Consider the following 17,326-nt stretch of genomic DNA (forward strand, 5'->3'; position numbering starts at 1 on the left):
TCAGTTAGTAAACACTAACTGTAGTTGATGCCGGGCCCTCCGGCCTCACCAATGGGAAGATGTCGATGGAGACACTCGTGAGTCAGCTCGACTCCTCTGCTCAGGCGTTCCAGACCAACGACCACGCTCAGCGGCAGCTCGTGGCCGACCTGAAGCAGCGCCTCGCCACGGCCGCTTTGGGTGGCCCGGAGAAGTCTCGTCAGCGCCACCTCGCCCGCGGCAAGCTGCTGCCGCGCGAGCGCATCGACCAGTTGCTCGATGAGGGCAGCCCATTTCTTGAGATCGCGCCGCTCGCTGCGACTGGCCTGTACAACGACGACAGCCCCGGAGCTGGCCTCATCGCCGGCATCGGTCTCGTGCACGGCCGCTACGTACTGGTGATCTCCAACGACGCCACCGTCAAGGGCGGCACCTACTACCCGATGACGGTGAAAAAGCACCTGCGAGCCCAGGAAATCGCCCTCGAGAACCGGCTGCTGTGCGTCTATCTGGTCGACTCCGGTGGAGCGTTCCTGCCCCTGCAAGATGAGGTCTTCCCCGACCGCGACCACTTCGGCCGCATCTTCTACAACCAGGCACGGATGTCCGCGGCCAAGATTCCGCAGATCGCCGCGGTGCTCGGTTCGTGCACCGCCGGTGGCGCCTACGTGCCAGCGATGAGCGACGAGACCGTGATCGTGCGCGGTCAGGGCACCATTTTTCTCGGCGGCCCGCCGCTCGTGAAGGCAGCGATCGGCGAGATCGTCACCGCGGAGGAGCTCGGCGGCGGAGACCTGCACGCCCGCGTCTCCGGCGTCACCGACCACCTCGCCGACAACGACGAGCATGCCCTGCAAATCGTGCGCGACATCGTCTCGACCCTGCCGCGCGCCCAGGCCCCGGCCTGGGATGTGATCCCCACCGTCGCCCCGGTCGCCGACGAGTGCGAACTCTACGGAGCTGTCCCAGTCGACGTGCAGGGCCAGTACGACGTGCACGAGGTGATCGCGCGCATCGTCGACCGAAGCGAATTCCACGAATTCAAGCGTGAGTATGCCACCACGCTCGTGACCGGATTCGCTCACATCCACGGCCATCCGGTGGGTATCGTCGCCAACAATGGCATCCTGTTCGCCGAGTCTGCGCAGAAGGGCGCGCATTTCATCGAGCTCTGCGACCAGCGGGGTATTCCGCTGATCTTCCTGCAGAACATCTCCGGGTTCATGGTGGGCAAGAACGCTGAGGCCGGCGGCATTGCCAAGCACGGCGCCAAAATGGTCACCGCCGTCGCGACGTCCCGCGTGCCCAAACTCACCGTCGTCATCGGCGGCTCCTTCGGCGCCGGCAACTACTCCATGTGCGGCCGGGCGTACTCGCCGCGCTTCCTCTGGATGTGGCCCGGCAGCCGAATCTCCGTGATGGGCGGCCCGCAAGCATCGTCCGTGCTGGCGACCGTGAAACGCGAACAGATCGAGGGTGGCGGTGACGAGTGGTCGGCCGAGGCCGAGGCCGCGTTCAAGGAGCCGATCCTGGAAAAGTACGAGACCCAGGGCGGCCCGTACTACTCGACCGCCCGGCTCTGGGACGACGGCGTCATTGACCCCGCCGACACCCGCACGGTCCTGGGCCTCGCGCTGTCCGTCTGCGCCAGCGCGCCGCTTGGCGAGTCCGCCTTCGGCCTCTTTCGAATGTGAGTGACACCGTGCTTTTTGACACCGTCCTGGTCGCCAATCGCGGCGAAATCGCCTGCCGCATCATCCGCACGCTGCGTGACCGGGGCATCCGCTCCATTGCCGTCTACAGCGACGCCGACGTTCACGCTCGTCATGTGTCGCTAGCGGATGCCGCGGTGCGCCTCGGCGGCGCCGCCCCGGCCGACAGCTACCTCAACGCCCCAGCCGTTTTGGCCGCTGCGGCCCGAACCGGCGCGCAGGCAATCCACCCCGGCTACGGTTTCCTGAGCGAGAACCAGGCCTTTGCGCAGGCCTGCGCGGCGGCCGGGATCGTGTTCATCGGGCCAAGCGTGCACGCGCTGGCCGTGATGGGCGACAAGATCCGCTCGAAGAACCATGTGGCCGGCTACGGGGTGCCGATCATTCCAGGCGTTGCGCAGCCGGGCCTTAGCAACGCGCAACTCATCGAGGCAGCCGTCGACGTTGGCTACCCGATGCTGATCAAGCCTTCAGCTGGCGGCGGCGGCAAGGGCATGCACGTGGTGGAACGGGCTGAAGACCTGCCGGCCACCCTCGAAACCGCACGGCGGGTGGCGCTCGGCGCGTTCGGCGACGACACCCTGCTGCTCGAACGCCTCGTGGCGACCCCGCGGCATATCGAGGTGCAGGTGCTCGCCGACAACCACGGCGCCGTCATCCACCTCGGCGAGCGTGAGTGCTCGTTGCAGCGACGGCACCAGAAGGTGATCGAGGAGGCGCCCTCGCCCCTGCTCGACGAGGCTGTCCGGGCGCGCATCGGCGAGGCGGCCTGTGCCGCCGCCCGCAGCGTGGGCTACAGCGGCGTCGGCACGGTGGAATTTCTGGTAGCCGCGGCCGCGCCAGACGACTTCTTCTTTATGGAGATGAACACGCGCCTGCAGGTAGAACACCCGGTCACCGAGATGGTCACCGGCCTCGACCTCGTTGACTGGCAGCTGCGCATCGCAGCGGGGGAGCCGCTCACGATCAAACAATCAGACATATGCCTTACCGGGCATGCGATCGAAGCGCGGGTATACGCCGAGAACCCCGCGCGCGGATTCCTGCCGACCACTGGCACCGTTCTGCAGTTGCACGAGGCCACCGGCGAGGGCGTGCGGGTCGACAGTTCGCTGGCCCCGGGTCTCACCATCGCCTCGCACTACGACCCGATGCTCGCCAAGGTAATCGCCTGGGCTCCCACCCGTCTCGAGGCACTCAGCCGACTCGACCGGGCGCTCGCCGACACCGTCGTGCTCGGCGTGCACACCAATATCGAGTACCTGCGGCTTCTGTTGGCGGATGCCGACGTGCGCGCCGGTCGCCTCGACACCGGCCTGATTGAGCGCAAGCTTCTGGGCCTCACGTTTCGCGGCGCCGACCAGCACCTGCTCGCGGCCGCTGCGCTGTTCCTGCACGGGCGTGCGGTAGCCCGGTCCGATCTAGCCGCGTCTCATCTGGCCGGCGGGAACGGCGTGTGGACGCGACCGAGCGGGTGGCGGATCGGTTCACCGTTCCCGGTGCGGTACTCCCTGGGGGTGAGCGCGACCGAATTCGTCGACCTGCGGGTCGTCGGGGAGCCGGGGGCGGCATCCGTGTCGGTCGGTGACGGGCCCGCTGTGTCGGCTGGCCTAGCGCCGGTCGAAGGCCGCGCTGGCGCATTCAGCGTCGACTACGTCGGCGAGACCCGCGTGTTTGCCATCGAGCAGTCCGGGGCGCACGTACACATCGGCGCCGATGGCTTCTCCCTCGAGCTGCGGCACCGTTCCCGAGTTGAACAGCTCGCGGAACACCTCGAAGCCCCGAGCCGCGTGCCAGGGGCGGTCAGCCCCGACGTGCGCTCGCCAATGCCCGGCACCGTCATCGCCGTGCACGCCGCCACCGGCGACACCGTCACAGCTGGGCAAACCATCCTCGTGGTCGAGGCCATGAAGATGGAGCACAAACTCGTGGCCGCCACGGCGGGCCGCGTCACCGTGAATCTCAAGACCGGCGACCTCGTGGCCCTCGACCAGATCGTCGCTACCGTCACCATTACAGACAAGGAAGACCCAGAATGAGCTACGAACTCACCCCCGAATACCAGACTCTCAGTGACTCCGTGCGCGACTTCGCCGACACCGTCGTCGCCCCCGCCGCCTACGAATACGACACCTCGCGCAGCCTGCCCTATGGCATCATCGCCCAGATGGGTGAGATGGGCTTGTTCGGACTGCCGTTCCCCGTCGAGTACGGCGGCCAGGGCAAGGACTATTTCGCGCTCTGCCTCGCCGTGGAGCAGCTCGCGCGCGTCGACCAGAGCATCGCCGTCACGCTCGAGGCCGGCGTGGGCCTGGGCATCATGCCGGTGTACCGCAGCGGCACCGAGGCTCAGAAACACGAGTGGGTTCCGCGCCTCGCAAGTGGCTCGGCGCTCGCCGCGTTCGGCCTCACCGAAGCGGATGCCGGATCCGACGCGGCGGGTACCAAGACCACCGCCGAGCTCACGGGCGGCGAATGGGTCATCAACGGAACGAAGCAGTTCATCACCAATTCCGGTTCGGACATCACGCGCCTCGTCACGGTCACTGCGGTGACGGGGCAGTCCACCCGCGCCGATGGTTCGATCAAGAAGGAACTCACCGCCATCCTGGTACCGACACCGACCCCCGGTTTCACAGCACTGCCGCCATACGACAAGGTCGGCTGGCACACCTCGGACACCCACCCGCTCGTGTTTGACAACGTGCGCGTGCCGGAGGCCAACCTGCTCGGTGAGCGCGGCCGCGGCTTCGCGAACTTCGTGCAGACACTCGATGAGGGCCGCATTGCCTTTGCAGCGCTGTGCACCGGCGCGGCGCAGGGCTGCCTCGAGGAGTCGATCCGCTACGCGAACAGCCGTAATGTCTTCGGCCGCTCGATCGGCTCCAATCAGCACATCGCGTTCAAGATTGCGCGGATGCAGGCGCGTGTGCACACCGCCCGCCTGGCCTACTACGATGCGGCGCTGAAAATGATCACTGGCAAGTCGTTCAAGATGGAGGCCTCGATCGCCAAGATGGTCGGCAGCGAAGCGGCCATGGACAACGCCCGCGATGCTACGCAGATCTTCGGCGGATACGGCTTTCTGAATGAGAATCCGGTCGCGCGGCACTATCGTGATTCCAAGGTGCTCGAGCTCGGCGAGGGCACAACCGAGGTGCAACTCATGGTCATTGCCCGTTCACTCGGTTTCGCGGCCTGACCTGACTGAATCGGAGAAGTGGATGCCAGACCCCGGTACCGAAGACGGCCCGCCGAAGCGCAACCCGGTCGAACAGCGCGGCCTCTACTTCGAGGAGTTCGACCTGGCCGCGCTGTACCAGCACCGTCCCGGCCGCACCGTGACCGAGGCCGACAACGTACTGTTTACGACGATGACCATGAACACGCAGGCGTTACATCTCGATGCGGCGTGGTCGGCGACGCAGCCGTTTGGCGAACGCCTGGTCAATTCCATGTTTACCCTCTCGACCATGGTGGGCAGCTCGGTCGCCCAGTTGACCCAGGGCACGATCGTGGCGAACCTGGGATTTTCGGCCGTGACGTTTCCGCATCCGCTGCATCACGGCGACACCCTGTACTCGGAGACCATCGTCACCGACAAACGGCGCTCGAGGAGCCGACCAGGGCAGGGTGTCATCACGCTCGAACACACCGGCCGCAACCAAGACGGTGTCGTTGTCGGTACAGCCGTGCGTACCGTGCTGGTTTGGTGCCGGGAGGCAGCAGCATGAGCGACCCGTTCGATTCAGACTCGTTCGATTCAGGTCAATTCGACGACAACCTCGAGTCGGCCGGCCCAGACCCCTTCGACGACAGTCCAACCGGGCTGAGCCCGTTCACCCCTGCACCATTCACCCTCGGCCCAGCACTGCTGTTCTGCCCGGCCGACCGGCCCGAACGCTATGCAAAGGCGGCTGATCGCGCCGACGCGGTCGTTCTCGACCTCGAAGACGCTGTGACGCCGACTGCCCGAGTGGCCGCGCGGCGCGCGCTGCTGGAGCATCCGCTCGACCCTGCCCGCACGATCGTGCGCATCAACCCGGCCGACACCGCGGACTTCGCGCTCGATCTGGCCGCGCTGGAGCGCACGGACTACCGCACCATCATGCTCGCCAAGACCGTCTGCTCCGGCCACGTCGAGATGCTTGGTGGTTATCGGGTGATCGCGCTGTGCGAAACCGCCGCCGGCATTCTTGCAGCGGCCGAAATTGCTGCCGCACGAAACGTCGTTGCCCTTATGTGGGGCGCCGAAGACCTCGTCGCCTCGCTCGGCGGCACGTCGAGCCGTTTCGCCGATGGACGCTATCGTGACGTCGCCCGCCAGGCGCGGTCGATGGTGTTGCTCGCCGCCCGAGCCAACGACAAGGCGGCGATCGATGCCGTACACCTCGACATCACCGACACGACCGGGCTCGAGCTCGAGGCAGCGGATGCCGTCGCGAGCGGGTTCACCGCGACAGCATGCATTCACCCCACCCAGGTCGAGAGCATTCGTGCCGCCTACCAGCCGACCCCCGCCGAGGTGGACTATGCCCTGGGGCTGCTGGAAGCCGCCGCGAGTTCGCGCGGTGTCTTCCAGCACGAGGGCCGCATGATCGACGGCCCCGTCTTGCGTCACGCCGAGGCCGTGCTGCGCCGGGCCGCCCGCTAAAATTCACCGGGGCCCACCTGAGAGTCCTGGGCCCATGATCTATCACGGGCCCCGTGTCCGGGACTGGGCCCGGAAACGGGGAGGAACGCGAGTCAGGCAGCCTCATCACCCAGTCGCTACGTTGTAGCGCGGTCGCGGTGGTTCGCTGCGCAGATCCGTGAGCCAGGCATCCGTCGGTTGGGCGACCGGAAAAGCCGTCACGACTCTGATGTCCGATCCCTGACCCACTCCGTAGATCAACGCGGAGTGGTCATTGCTCCGGTTGCTGACAATCGCGGTGCGAAAAAACGCATCGCCCACCGTGCCGACAGCCTCATCGAACCGCATCACAGTGGTGGACCCGGGCGGATTCTCGATGAGAACTGGGAGAACGGCTTCGGTTACCCGCCGCAGCAAGGTGTCCGGATTGGCATCCCACGGAAGAAAATGCGTCGGATCCCGCCCGAGAGCATCAGCCAGGCCTCCGCCCGTCCAACGCTCCCGCTTGAAGCCGTAGGGCGTTGCAACCGTCGACAGCAGGTAGCCGTAGACATGCAGCACCCCGGCGTTTCCAACCGGCCACGACGATGGGAGACCGGCGTGGGCATGGAGGGTTTCGCACAGCGCCCGGGGGAGCACTGGCGTCCCCGTGTTCTCGTCGAGAACCGTGGATTGCCCCCAGTGGTCAAATTCGTCAGCCGCTCGATCGGCCGCGATCTGCGGCAGGAGGTAGGGCGTCCATTGGTCCAGGGTTTCTTCAATTGGTGCTCCGCGCCCGATCAGAGCGGATGCCGCCAGAAGGTCGCGCAGTCGACCGGCGGAGTGTTCGGTCACCATCTCCTCAGCGTAGGGGCCACAGGGCGGCAATCGTTCATCTGTTGTTTACGAGATAACGACATTCCGTCCAACTATGACTAATAATCTGGACGCAACGTCCACAGGGCGTCAAGAATGACGGAGGAGGCACACGTGCACCGTAATAGTCGGGTGTTGTTGTTTGATTTTGATGGAACGATCTCGCTCGGCGACGGACCCGTCGCGCGCTATGCCGAGTGTGTCGCGCAATCACTCTCGAGCGGCGCCCGCAGCAGCTTTCTCCATGCGGTTGAGGAACAGAAGATCGGTTGCGTGAACTCGTCAGCGATGCGCCCCCGCGACGATTACGATGCCATTCGGCTGGCCGCAGCATTGTTCTCGATACCTGCTGAGGCCCTCAGCCAGGCCTACCTGCAATCACGCCTGGATCTTGCCGGTGCATTGGCGCCGATCGAAGCCGTTCCCGGGCTGGCAAATTTTCTTCGCGGCGTTCGCAGTGAGGCGTTTCTGGTCCTGGCCACGAATGCGCCGGCCACGCGCATTTCTGACGCCCTCGACACCTTGGACCTGCACGACGCCTTCGACGACGTGATCACGTCGGTGGGAAAGCCCGTCGGGTTAGGGCGTGTCTTGGAGCGGCTCCGCACAGCCTCTCTGGACCGCAGTTTGCGTCTCCTGAGCATAGGAGACGTCTGGGTTAATGACCTCCAGCCGGCTTTTCTCCAGGGTTTCCAGACGGCCCTCATCGGTTCTACCGCGCCACCTGGCGCCACCCCCACGTACCAGGCCGAGCGTCTTGACGAGCTCTTCCCGGTCATCACGGCCTGGCTCTCCCATGAGGCGCCGGGTGCGATTGCTCCTATCCCGCATTTCCAGAACTGAAGGCAGACACTGTGATATCCACGAAGACCCTTTCCCTGGCAGGACTCATGATGGTGGCCTCCGTCGCCCTAGCGGGATGTTCCGCCGAGGCTGCAACGACTGCGACGCCCGAGACCGATCCGACGTCACTGACCCTGGCTCTCGTTCCTTCGCAAGACCAGGCCGGTCTCGTCGACACGGCCAAGCCTCTCACCGACATGCTCACGGAGGCCCTCGGTATCCCCGTCACCGGGGTGGTGGCGAAGGACTACCAGGCTGCCGTCGAAGCGATGGGTGCCGAGCAGGCGCAGATCGGCTTCCTGCCGTCGCTCCAGTTGTACCAGGCGAGCGACATGTACGGGGCATCCGTGGTTTTACAGACCGAACGCAATGGCAACATTAGCTACCCTGCCCAATTCATGACCAACAATCCCGACAAGTATTGCGCTGATGCGCCCGTTGAACGCGACGGTAAGCTCTTCTGCAACGGGGCGGACGCACTCGTGGGCCCAGCCGGACTGGACGCGATTGAGAAAATGACCGGTGCAACGGTTGCAATGCTCGGTCCGGGGTCACCGGCCGGCTACATCTATCCCATGCTTGCGCTGAAAAATGCGGGACTGAACATTGATACGGATATCGACGCGATTCCGGTCACGGCCAACGACGCATCCGTTCTCGCCGTCTACAACGGCGATGCTGAAGTGGGATTCAGCTTCTGGGACGCGCGCGACATTGTGTCCAAGGACGTGCCGGATGTTGGACAGAAAGTTGTCGTCTTTGCCCTGACTGGCGAAATCCCTAACGATGGTGTCGCCCTCACTAAGGGGCTATCGCAAGAACTGCAGGACAAAATAACAACAGCCCTCGCCGACTATTCCTCGACAGCAGAGGGGTCTGCGGCACTCATGAGTGTCTATTCGATCAGCAAGCTGGCCCTCGCCGATCCGTCCTCCCTCGACGTTGTGGCCGACGCGGCCACGCAACTCGGGCTGCAGTAGCCATGGTGGTCGAGCACTCGTTCCCAACGGTCACAGCATCGCCGTGGTCGGTGAGCATGCGGGATGTCACCGTGCGCTACGCCAATGGCGTGGTCGCCTTGAAGAGCGTGTCGCTCGATATTCGACCAGGGGAGATGGTCTCTGTGGTGGGGCTCTCCGGATCCGGCAAGAGCAGCCTGATTCGCAGCATCAACGGGCTGGTTCCGATAACGTCCGGATCATTGCGCGTGGGCGGTTTTCAACTAGAAACCGCCCGCGCCGGTGAGCTCAGGCGTTTGCGGGGTGAAATCGGAATGATTTTTCAGGGATTCAATCTGGCCAAACGCACAAGTGTTCTCAATAACGTGCTGGTGGGGAGGCTTGCACACACGACGACGCTGCGCACTCTGCTGGGCGCCTACCGAGCGTCCGACCGACAGATTGCCTTCGAAGCCCTCGATCGGGTAGGAATTCTCTCGAAGGTCTGGGACCGCGCATCGAGCCTGTCCGGAGGTCAGCAGCAGCGAGTCGCCATCGCCCGTGCTCTGTGTCAAGAGCCTCGCCTCGTTCTGGCGGACGAACCGGTCGCGAGCCTGGACCCGCCGACAGCGCACGAGGTGATGGGCGACCTTCGGAGAATCAACCAGGACTTGGGAATCACGGTCGTGACCAACCTGCACCTCATCGATCTTGCCCGAAGCTATGGCACTCGAATTATTGGTCTCCGGGCTGGCGAAGTGGTTTTTGACGGACCGGTCGATTCAGCGAGCGACTCCGTGTTTTCCGAGATTTACGGTCGTTCGGTTGAGTCGGCGGACGTGCTCGGTCTATGAGTGCCACTGGCTCCAGCGTGGCCGGCACAACCGCCGGTCTCGACCTCCCGACACGACCAGGGGGCCGATGGAAGTCCTGGTGTGCGGTGGGTGTGGTGGTAATCATCACGGCCATCACGCTGAGTCCACAATGGGGAATCGCTTTCAGCCTCGACGCCATAGCTCGCAACTGGCAGAACGGCGCCGAAAAGATCCTGCAGCTGTTGGTTCCCGACTGGAGTTTTTTTCCGCGGACCGTTCCTGCGCTGGTTGAAACGCTGCAGATGGCGGTTATCGCCACCTTTGTGGCGGCGGGAGTGTCTCTGCCATTGAGCCTAGCCACCGCCCGTCTGACCAACCCGAACGGGGCCAGCCGGAGCATCGTGCGCGCGCTGCTCAATGTGGTGCGGTCGATCCCCGATCTGCTGTATGCCGCGATCCTCGTGGCGATGGTCGGAGTGGGCGCGCTGCCCGGCATCATCGCGCTCGTGCTCTTCAATGTCGGAATCATCGTGAAAATGGTGTCCGAATCCATCGAGGCGAACGATCCCGGTGCGCTCGAAGCGGGCAGAGCCGCGGGTGGAAATCAACTCCAGATCAATCGAGCCACGGCGCTGCCCGACATCATGCCGAGTTTTATCAACCAGACCCTCTACGTACTTGAGCTCAACGTGCGAGCATCGTCGGTGCTCGGTCTCGTTGGAGCAGGCGGACTCGGTCTCCTCATCGACGCGGTACGCACGTTTTATCGCTACGACCAGCTGTCCTTGATCATTCTGGAGATTTTGATGGTCGTCATGGCCCTTGATGTGCTGAGCAATGCCGTGCGTCGGAGGCTGGTATGAGCACCGTGACAATACCGAGTCGGCGACGTGACTGGCGACGCAGCACCGCCGTGATCATTGTGGGTGCGATCGTGATCGGGGCGTTCTGGTCGGTCGACGTGAACTGGGCACGGCTCGGGGAATTGCCTGCACAAATAGTCCACTACCTGTGGCTCATGTTTTCCGATCCGGATTGGTCCAAAGTCCCCGAGGCCCTCGGTCAGACCTGGAAGTCGGTGGCGATGGCGTGGGTAGGTACGGTCATCGGAATTCTGGTGTCGTTCCCTCTGGGGTTCCTCGCGGCCCGCGGCTTTTCACCAGCCCCCGTGCGGTGGAGCATGAGGCTCGTGTTTGCGATCATTCGCGCCGTTCCGGAAATCATTATTGCGATCGCCATCCTGTCAGTAACCGGACTGACCCCACTCACGGGGGCTCTGGCACTGGCGATTGGAAGCGTGGGCACACTGGGAAAATGGGGGTACGAGGCCATCGAAGGTGTCGACCCTGGTCCCATCGAGGCGACCCGGGCATCTGGAGGAAACATCGCTCAAATCTTACGGTGGGGGGTGTGGCCGTCGGCGACGCCGGACTTCATCTCGTTTTGGCTCTATCGATTTGAAATCAACGTTCGCTCCTCGGCTGTGCTCGGCCTCATCGGCGTGGGGGGCATTGGCGACATGCTCACCTCGTACACTCAATTTCGGGAGTGGTCGACCGTCGGGGTGCTTATCATCGTCGTGGTCATCGTAACGATGGGCATCGACGCGATCTCTGGTGCCATTCGGCGCCGGATTGTAGAAGGGACGTAGGCCGATGGCTTGGACCGGAAGTGACGAGGCGACTCCAAGCACCCGCATGGCCACGGTGGTCAATTCCCTGCAACGCACGGAACGTCGAGTGGTCGAAGGCATCCTCGCCGATATGGAAATAATCGTCGAACTCACAGCGCAGGAACTTGCCGAACGCATCGGCGTTGCCCGCTCCACGGTCATCCGCACCTGTCAAGCCCTGGGCTATCGGGGGTATCCGCAACTGCGCGTTGCCCTGGCGCGAGAACTGGCCCAGTCGAAAAGCGCGGTGGCAGATTACGGTTCGTCTGCCCTCGGACGAATTCGAGCCGATATTTTCGCATTGTCGACGGCGCTTCCGCAGATTGCCGATGCCCTCACCGAAAGCGCGGTCGAAGAGGCCGTGCAGCGCATCACGTCGGCACACCGGGTGTTGGCGCTCGCTAACGGGCTGTCGGCGCCGTTGGCATCTGATCTGGCGATGCGATTGACCGCCGTCGGGCGACCCACGGAATTCGTCTCCGATCCGATTGGGCAGCAGATTTCAGCACGCCAGTTAGGACCAGCAGATGCCTGCATCGTCATCAGCGGTAGCGGCGCCAATGAGTCGAGCATCAAAGCCGCCCGGTCGGCGCGCGCAGCGAATGCCGTGCTGGTCGTGGTGACGTCGTTTGCGAGTTCCCCGTTGGTGTCCCTCGCCGACATCGCACTCGTAGTCGCTCCCGCGCACGGATCCTTCCGCCACGAACTGGAGTACACGTCCCGCGTTCCACACACAATTTTGATCGAGTCCCTCGTCGAAATTGTGTCCGGGCGATTGGGGGAGGCCTCTCGGGCAGCACGATCAACCGTGCTGAGCATCCTGAGCGATAACCTCAGCGACGAATAGCCGCTCCCGTGCAGGGTTCACCGTAGAGTCCGGGGCCCATGATCTGTGATGGGCCCCGTTTCCGGGCTCGGGCGATAGAGGCGCGGGGGCTAGGCGGCCTTGGCGGCCAGAACTTTCTCGATCGCGTCGACGATTTCGGTCGACTCCGGCTCCACCGCGGAGGCAAAGCGGTCCACAATCTCGCCGGTCGGGCTCACCAGAAACTTTTCGAAGTTCCACTTGACCAGGCCAGGCAGCATGCTCTGCTTGAACTTCGTCAGCTCCGCATAGAGCGGATGCTGGTGCTTACCTCGCACATCGACTTTGGCCGTCATTGGAAAGCTCACGCCGTAGGTCATGCCGCAGAATTCGACGATGTCTGCTTCGGTGCCGGGTTCCTGGCGCATGAACTGGTTGCTCGGTAATCCCAACACGACCAAGCCATCGTTGGCGTAGCGCTGGTAGAGGGCCTCCAGCCCCGCGTACTGCGGGGTGAAGCCGCATTTTGATGCAACGTTGACGACGAGTACGGCTTTACCGTCGAAGGCGCCGAAGGTGGTTTCCGTTCCATCGATGAGGGTAAGGGGAATGTCGTACAGTGCAGAAGAAGTCATTCGAAAACATTATCGATGCCGAATCCAAGCTGCCTGCACAATCCCTGTGTAGATCGTGCGTTTCCCCCAACGGGTCACACGGTCGCGTAGTCTAGTAGAAGTTCAGAAGTCATGGCGGTCCACTATCGGATCCGGACTCCCGAGCCCGCGCGGCGCAGCGCATACTTCCCGTCGAACGGGTCACCACCCCAGCTTCATTCGAATCACTCCCCTCTAGGAGCGCAGTCGAGTGATCGCGTCACGAGTCAGTGCTCAGGGTTCCCGTCGGCATCCGCTATTAGTAGACCGCACCAGGAGCATCATGAATTCTTACATTTCGCACAACTCACAAACCACTACCGTGCCCAACGAGTACATTTCCCACGCCGCTCGGCGGATGCTCGCGGGAACCGGCTACATCAGCGGAACCGTGCGGCACCAGGACGCCGGCGAGTACGTGTCGCACCCCACGGCGACCGCGGCGATCCGTGTCCTCCAGCCGCAGGCGGCTAACGGCAGGCACTTGGCCACGGCAGCCTAACGCGTTCCGGGTACCACCGGCACGCGCAACACTCACAGAGGGACCCCGCCAAGCGGGGTCCCTCTTTTGTCGTAGTGACAACCGCACCGAAACGCCGATCGCTCGGTATCGGTACACTAAGAAGATATTTGGCCGGTATTTTGCTTGCCCGCCAGAGATGACACGAGGCACGCGCACGCGCGCTGAGGCTCCCGAGTATTCCTCGCTGGCTTTCCGTATGCCCCCCCGCGCTCCCCACACACCTGGACATGCAGTACCGCAGACAACGAAATGAGATTCATGAATACCCACTACCTCGACCTGAGCACTCCGCCGGCCCTACCGGCCCGCGGCATGCGCATCATTCCGCTCGGTGGACTCGGCGAGATCGGCCGCAACATGACCGTCTTCGAGCACAAGGGAAAGCTGCTCATCATCGACTGCGGCGTTCTCTTTCCTGAGGACAACCAGCCCGGCATCAACGTCATCCTGCCCGACTTCACGGCCATTCGCGATCGCCTGCAGGACATCGAGGCCATCGTGCTCACCCACGGTCACGAAGACCACATCGGCGCCGTGCCGTACCTGCTCAAGGAACGCGGCGATATTCCCGTCGTCGGCTCCAAGCTCACCTTGGCCTTCCTCGCCGCCAAGCTGCAGGAGCACCGCCTCAGCCAGAACTTCATCGAGGTGAAGGAGGGCGAGCGTCGCACCATCGGCCAGTTCGACCTCGAATTCGTCGCCGTCAACCACTCCATCCCCGACGGCCTAGCCATCGCCATCCGCACCGAAGCAGGCCTCGTGCTGCACACCGGTGACTTCAAGATGGACCAGTTTCCGCTCGACAAGCGCCTCACCGACCTCGGCGCCTTTGCGCGTCTGGCCGAAGAGGGTGTCGATCTGTTCCTGACGGACTCGACCAATGCCGAGGTTCCCGGTTTTACTACCGCCGAGAAAGACATCGGACCGGCAATCGACACCGTGTTTCGCACCTCGCCGCGCCGCATCATCGTGTCAAGCTTCGCGAGCCACGTGCACCGCATCCAGCAGGTCATTGACGCCGCCGTCAAGCACAACCGCAAGGTGGCCTTCGTCGGCCGCTCCATGGTGCGCAACATGGGGATCGCCAGCGAGCTTGGTTACCTCAACATTCCCAAGGGTCTGCTGGTTGATATGAAGGCACTTGAGCGGATGAAGGACGACAAGGTTGTTCTCATCTGCACGGGTTCGCAGGGTGAGCCGATGGCAGCGCTCTCGCGCATGGCCAACCGCGAGCACGTCATCAAGATCGGCGAGGGTGACACCGTGCTGCTCGCGAGCTCGCTCATTCCCGGCAACGAAAACTCCATCTACCGTGTCATCAACGGCCTGATCCGTTGGGGCGCGAACGTCGTGCACAAGGGCAACGCCAAGGTTCACGTCTCCGGCCACGCGAGTGCCGGCGAACTCGTCTACTGCTACAACATCGTCAAGCCGGTCAACGTCATGCCGGTTCACGGTGAATGGCGTCACCTCACGGCCAACGCCGACCTCGCTATCGCGACCGGCGTCCCTTCGGACAACGTCGTCGTCGTCGAAGACGGCGTCGTCGTTGACCTCGTCGACGGCCACGCCAAGGTCACCGGCCGTGTCGTCGCCGACTACGTCTTCGTTGACGGCATGACCGTCGGCGGGGCAGCATCTGCCGCGATGGAAGACCGTCGCAAGCTCGCGGAGGACGGCACCATCACCATCCTCGGAATTCTCAACGCCAAGACCGGCACGCTCTCCGAGCCGGTTGAGTTCCTGGCGCGCGGATTCGTGCACGACGACGAGTGGGTCAAGGGCGCCACCAAGGTCATCGATGAGGCTATGAAGGCCGCGAACCGCATCAAGATCGTCGACGGCGCCGAGCTCGAAGACCTCTTCACGCAGTCCGTGAGCCGCTGGATGAACCGCAAGTACCGTCGCAGCCCCGTCATCACCTCCGTGGTGGTCGACGCGTAACCAGCACCGACACAACCAGAAAGGCCGCATCCTCGATGAGGATGCGGCCTTTCTGGTTGTGCAAAAACGCTACATAAAGTCGTCGGCCGTTGCGTTCGCGATGTCGATCAGCACGAGCTTCGGGTTTTCCTTGGCGATCGCCTGCAGTCGCCACGGTGTGCTGAACAGGGCGAGCAGCGTTCCGTCCGAGCGGGTGAACACCTCCACCTGACGGGTTCCGGCGAGCACGAGGGCGCTCTCCTTGTCGGTCTTGCGGGCCACCTGGTACGGCAACGCTTCCATGCGAATATCCGCATGAAAATCGTGCACCATGCGGTCTTCGACCACCTCAAACTGCATCGGTCCGACGGCGCCGAGCACCGGGGCCTGCTCGCCGCGCACCTCGGAGCGCATCACCTGGATGACGCCCTCATGGTCGAGCTGGTCGATACCGCGGCGAAACTGCTTGTGTTTGCTGCTGTCGACCGGGCGAATCGCCCGAAAATGTTCCGGGGAGAACAACGGCAGCGGCGGAAATTCCACCCGTTCGTCTTCGAAGATCGAGTCACCGACCCGCAGCGCCGACGCGTTGACGAGCCCGACGATGTCGCCCGGCCAGGCCTGGTCGGTGACGGTGCGTTCCTTGCCGAACAGCTGCTGGGCATACTTGGTCGCAAAGGGGCGGCCGGTCGCGGCGTGGGTGACGATCATGCCGCGGCGAAATTCGCCGGAACACACGCGCACGAAGGCCACGTGGTCGCGGTGCGCCGAGTTCATACCGGACTGCACCTTGAACACGAAACCGGAGAACGGCGAGGTGACCTTGCGCGGATTGCCGTCGATGTCGATGCGGGCTTCGGCGGGTGGCGCGAATTCGACCAGGGTGTCGAGCAGCTGCTGCACGCCGAAGTTCGCCACTGCCGCGCAGAACAGCACTGGGGTGGTCTGCCCGTCGAGAAAGAGCTCGGAGTCGTGATTTTGCGATTCTGCATCCAGCAGCTCAGATTCTTCCACAGCGGATGCCCACGCCGGGCCCTCCTCGCGCGCCGCGTCGGCCGCATCCAACCGCACCGATTCGGCCACCGTTGCTCCACCCGCTGTGCGCGTGTAACGGAGGAAGTCGCCGGAGCGGCGATCGAGCACGCCGCGTAGGTCGCCGGCCTCGCCGACCGGCCAGTTCAGCGGAGTCGGCAGCAGACCGGTGCGGGTCTGAATCTCATCCATCAGGGCCAGGGGAGTGTCGCCGGGGCGGTCCCACTTGTTGATGACGGTAATAACGGGAAGCCCGCGCTGCTTGCACACGGCGAACAGCTTCATGGTCTGCGGCTCGAGACCCTTAGCTGCGTCGACGAGCATCACCGCGGCATCCACTGCGGAGAGCACTCGAAAGGTGTCCTCGGAGAAGTCGGCGTGGCCGGGGGTGTCGACCAGGTTGATCACGGCGTCGTGGTATTCGAACTGAATCGCGGCGCTCGTCACGGAGATGCCGCGGGCCTTTTCCATCTCCATCCAGTCCGAGACGGTGCCGCTGCGACCGGCCTTGCCGTGCGTGGCTCCAGCGGAGGTGATCGCGCGGGCGTGCAGCAGCAGGGCTTCGGTCAAGGTGGACTTGCCGGCGTCGGGGTGGGAGATCACGGCAAAGGTGCGGCGCCTACGAGCCTCGCGGGGAACCTGAGGGTTGGGCACGGAGGCGTCGGTGGTCATGGCTGCTTTCCTGCGGCTGATTTGGGCAGGTTACCTCGCCAGCCGATCGAACAGTCAATTCGATAGCCGGTGGCCCAGGGCGGATGTGCACCTGCACCGTGAGCCCAATTTTCGCGCAATTGTTAGTCTAACAAATCATGCGGGGAACGACTTTCGCCAGTACCGACTGTGTGGTGAATTGGTCAGGGGCTAAAAAGTGCATTTTGCTCCGAACCGGCGCACGTTTTGGTAACGGTTTAGCGCGTCGTCAGAAAATGTCGGTGCTGTCCCC

The 17,326-nt window shown here is 63.6% G+C and carries 16 protein-coding genes; 13 read left to right on the forward strand and 3 right to left on the reverse strand.

Annotated elements, in window-relative coordinates; genetic code table 11:
• The first annotated feature begins 65 nt into the window (after positions 1-65).
• Genes CXY75_RS11790 through CXY75_RS11810 form a run of 5 tightly spaced genes read left to right on the forward strand, consistent with a single transcriptional unit; the run spans position 66 to position 6,345 of the window.
• Positions 66-1,673 carry a carboxyl transferase domain-containing protein gene (locus tag CXY75_RS11790; protein WP_104083062.1) on the forward strand — a complete coding sequence of 536 codons (1,608 nt, stop codon included), beginning with the start codon at positions 66-68 and terminating at the stop codon, positions 1,671-1,673.
• Entirely contained in the window at positions 1,670-3,730 is a 2,061-nt protein-coding gene (locus tag CXY75_RS11795) for a biotin carboxylase N-terminal domain-containing protein (protein ID WP_104082998.1), read from the forward strand. The genes CXY75_RS11790 and CXY75_RS11795 overlap by 4 nt, the downstream gene beginning before the upstream one ends.
• The gene (locus CXY75_RS11800) at positions 3,727-4,893 is read left to right on the forward strand and encodes an acyl-CoA dehydrogenase family protein (RefSeq protein ID WP_104082999.1); all 1,167 of its coding nucleotides are present in this window, start codon (positions 3,727-3,729) and stop codon (positions 4,891-4,893) included. The genes CXY75_RS11795 and CXY75_RS11800 overlap by 4 nt, the downstream gene beginning before the upstream one ends.
• A 22-nt stretch (positions 4,894-4,915) precedes the next feature.
• Positions 4,916-5,425 carry a MaoC family dehydratase gene (locus CXY75_RS11805; protein WP_104083000.1) on the forward strand — a complete coding sequence of 170 codons (510 nt, stop codon included), beginning with the start codon at positions 4,916-4,918 and terminating at the stop codon, positions 5,423-5,425.
• Positions 5,422-6,345, forward strand: coding sequence for a CoA ester lyase (locus tag CXY75_RS11810; RefSeq protein WP_104083001.1), 924 nt, complete (start codon positions 5,422-5,424; stop codon positions 6,343-6,345). Before CXY75_RS11805 ends, CXY75_RS11810 begins: the two co-directional genes overlap by 4 nt.
• 105 nt (positions 6,346-6,450) lie before the next feature.
• Here the strand turns inward: CXY75_RS11810 and CXY75_RS11815 are convergent, their stop codons facing one another.
• Entirely contained in the window at positions 6,451-7,161 is a 711-nt protein-coding gene (locus CXY75_RS11815) for an amino acid deaminase (protein ID WP_104083002.1), read from the reverse strand.
• A 132-nt stretch (positions 7,162-7,293) separates the two neighbouring features.
• Here CXY75_RS11815 and CXY75_RS11820 point away from each other — a divergent pair, with 132 nt between their 5' ends.
• The 6 genes from CXY75_RS11820 to CXY75_RS11845 are packed head-to-tail and all read left to right on the forward strand — an operon-like array spanning position 7,294 to position 12,294.
• Positions 7,294-8,022: an HAD family hydrolase gene (locus CXY75_RS11820; RefSeq protein ID WP_146069455.1), complete on the forward strand. Its 729-nt coding sequence runs from the start codon at positions 7,294-7,296 to the stop codon at positions 8,020-8,022.
• Between the two features lie 11 nt (positions 8,023-8,033).
• Positions 8,034-9,002, forward strand: coding sequence for a phosphate/phosphite/phosphonate ABC transporter substrate-binding protein (gene phnD / locus CXY75_RS11825; protein WP_104083004.1), 969 nt, complete (start codon positions 8,034-8,036; stop codon positions 9,000-9,002).
• A gap of 56 nt (positions 9,003-9,058) precedes the next feature.
• Positions 9,059-9,814, forward strand: a complete 756-nt coding sequence (phnC, locus tag CXY75_RS11830; RefSeq protein ID WP_233201867.1) for a phosphonate ABC transporter ATP-binding protein — start codon at positions 9,059-9,061, stop codon at positions 9,812-9,814.
• Positions 9,811-10,638: a phosphonate ABC transporter, permease protein PhnE gene (phnE, locus tag CXY75_RS11835; RefSeq protein WP_104083006.1), complete on the forward strand. Its 828-nt coding sequence runs from the start codon at positions 9,811-9,813 to the stop codon at positions 10,636-10,638. The genes phnC and phnE (CXY75_RS11835) overlap by 4 nt, the downstream gene beginning before the upstream one ends.
• Complete coding sequence (gene phnE / locus CXY75_RS11840) at positions 10,635-11,426, forward strand: phosphonate ABC transporter, permease protein PhnE (RefSeq protein WP_104083007.1); 792 nt, start codon at positions 10,635-10,637, stop codon at positions 11,424-11,426. The genes phnE (CXY75_RS11835) and phnE (CXY75_RS11840) overlap by 4 nt, the downstream gene beginning before the upstream one ends.
• 4 nt (positions 11,427-11,430) lie before the next feature.
• Positions 11,431-12,294, forward strand: coding sequence for a MurR/RpiR family transcriptional regulator (locus CXY75_RS11845; protein WP_104083008.1), 864 nt, complete (start codon positions 11,431-11,433; stop codon positions 12,292-12,294).
• Positions 12,295-12,383: 89 nt separating this feature from the next.
• Here CXY75_RS11845 and CXY75_RS11850 read toward each other — a convergent pair whose 3' ends face one another.
• Entirely contained in the window at positions 12,384-12,887 is a 504-nt protein-coding gene (locus CXY75_RS11850; RefSeq protein WP_104083009.1) for a glutathione peroxidase, read from the reverse strand.
• A gap of 301 nt (positions 12,888-13,188) precedes the next feature.
• On the opposite strand from CXY75_RS11850, the gene CXY75_RS11855 reads away from it, so the two are divergent.
• Positions 13,189-13,407: a hypothetical protein gene (locus CXY75_RS11855; RefSeq protein WP_146069456.1), complete on the forward strand. Its 219-nt coding sequence runs from the start codon at positions 13,189-13,191 to the stop codon at positions 13,405-13,407.
• 279 nt (positions 13,408-13,686) lie between these two features.
• Positions 13,687-15,372 carry a ribonuclease J gene (locus CXY75_RS11860; protein ID WP_104083011.1) on the forward strand — a complete coding sequence of 562 codons (1,686 nt, stop codon included), beginning with the start codon at positions 13,687-13,689 and terminating at the stop codon, positions 15,370-15,372.
• Between the two features lie 69 nt (positions 15,373-15,441).
• On the opposite strand, the gene CXY75_RS11865 is transcribed toward CXY75_RS11860, so the two are convergent.
• On the reverse strand, positions 15,442-17,055 hold the full coding sequence (locus CXY75_RS11865) for a peptide chain release factor 3 (RefSeq protein ID WP_104083012.1): 1,614 nt from the start codon (positions 17,053-17,055) through the stop codon (positions 15,442-15,444).
• Positions 17,056-17,326 lie beyond the last annotated feature (271 nt).

The sequence above is a fragment of the Cryobacterium sp. Y11 genome, from assembly GCF_002929535.1.
Lineage (GTDB): Bacteria > Actinomycetota > Actinomycetes > Actinomycetales > Microbacteriaceae > Cryobacterium.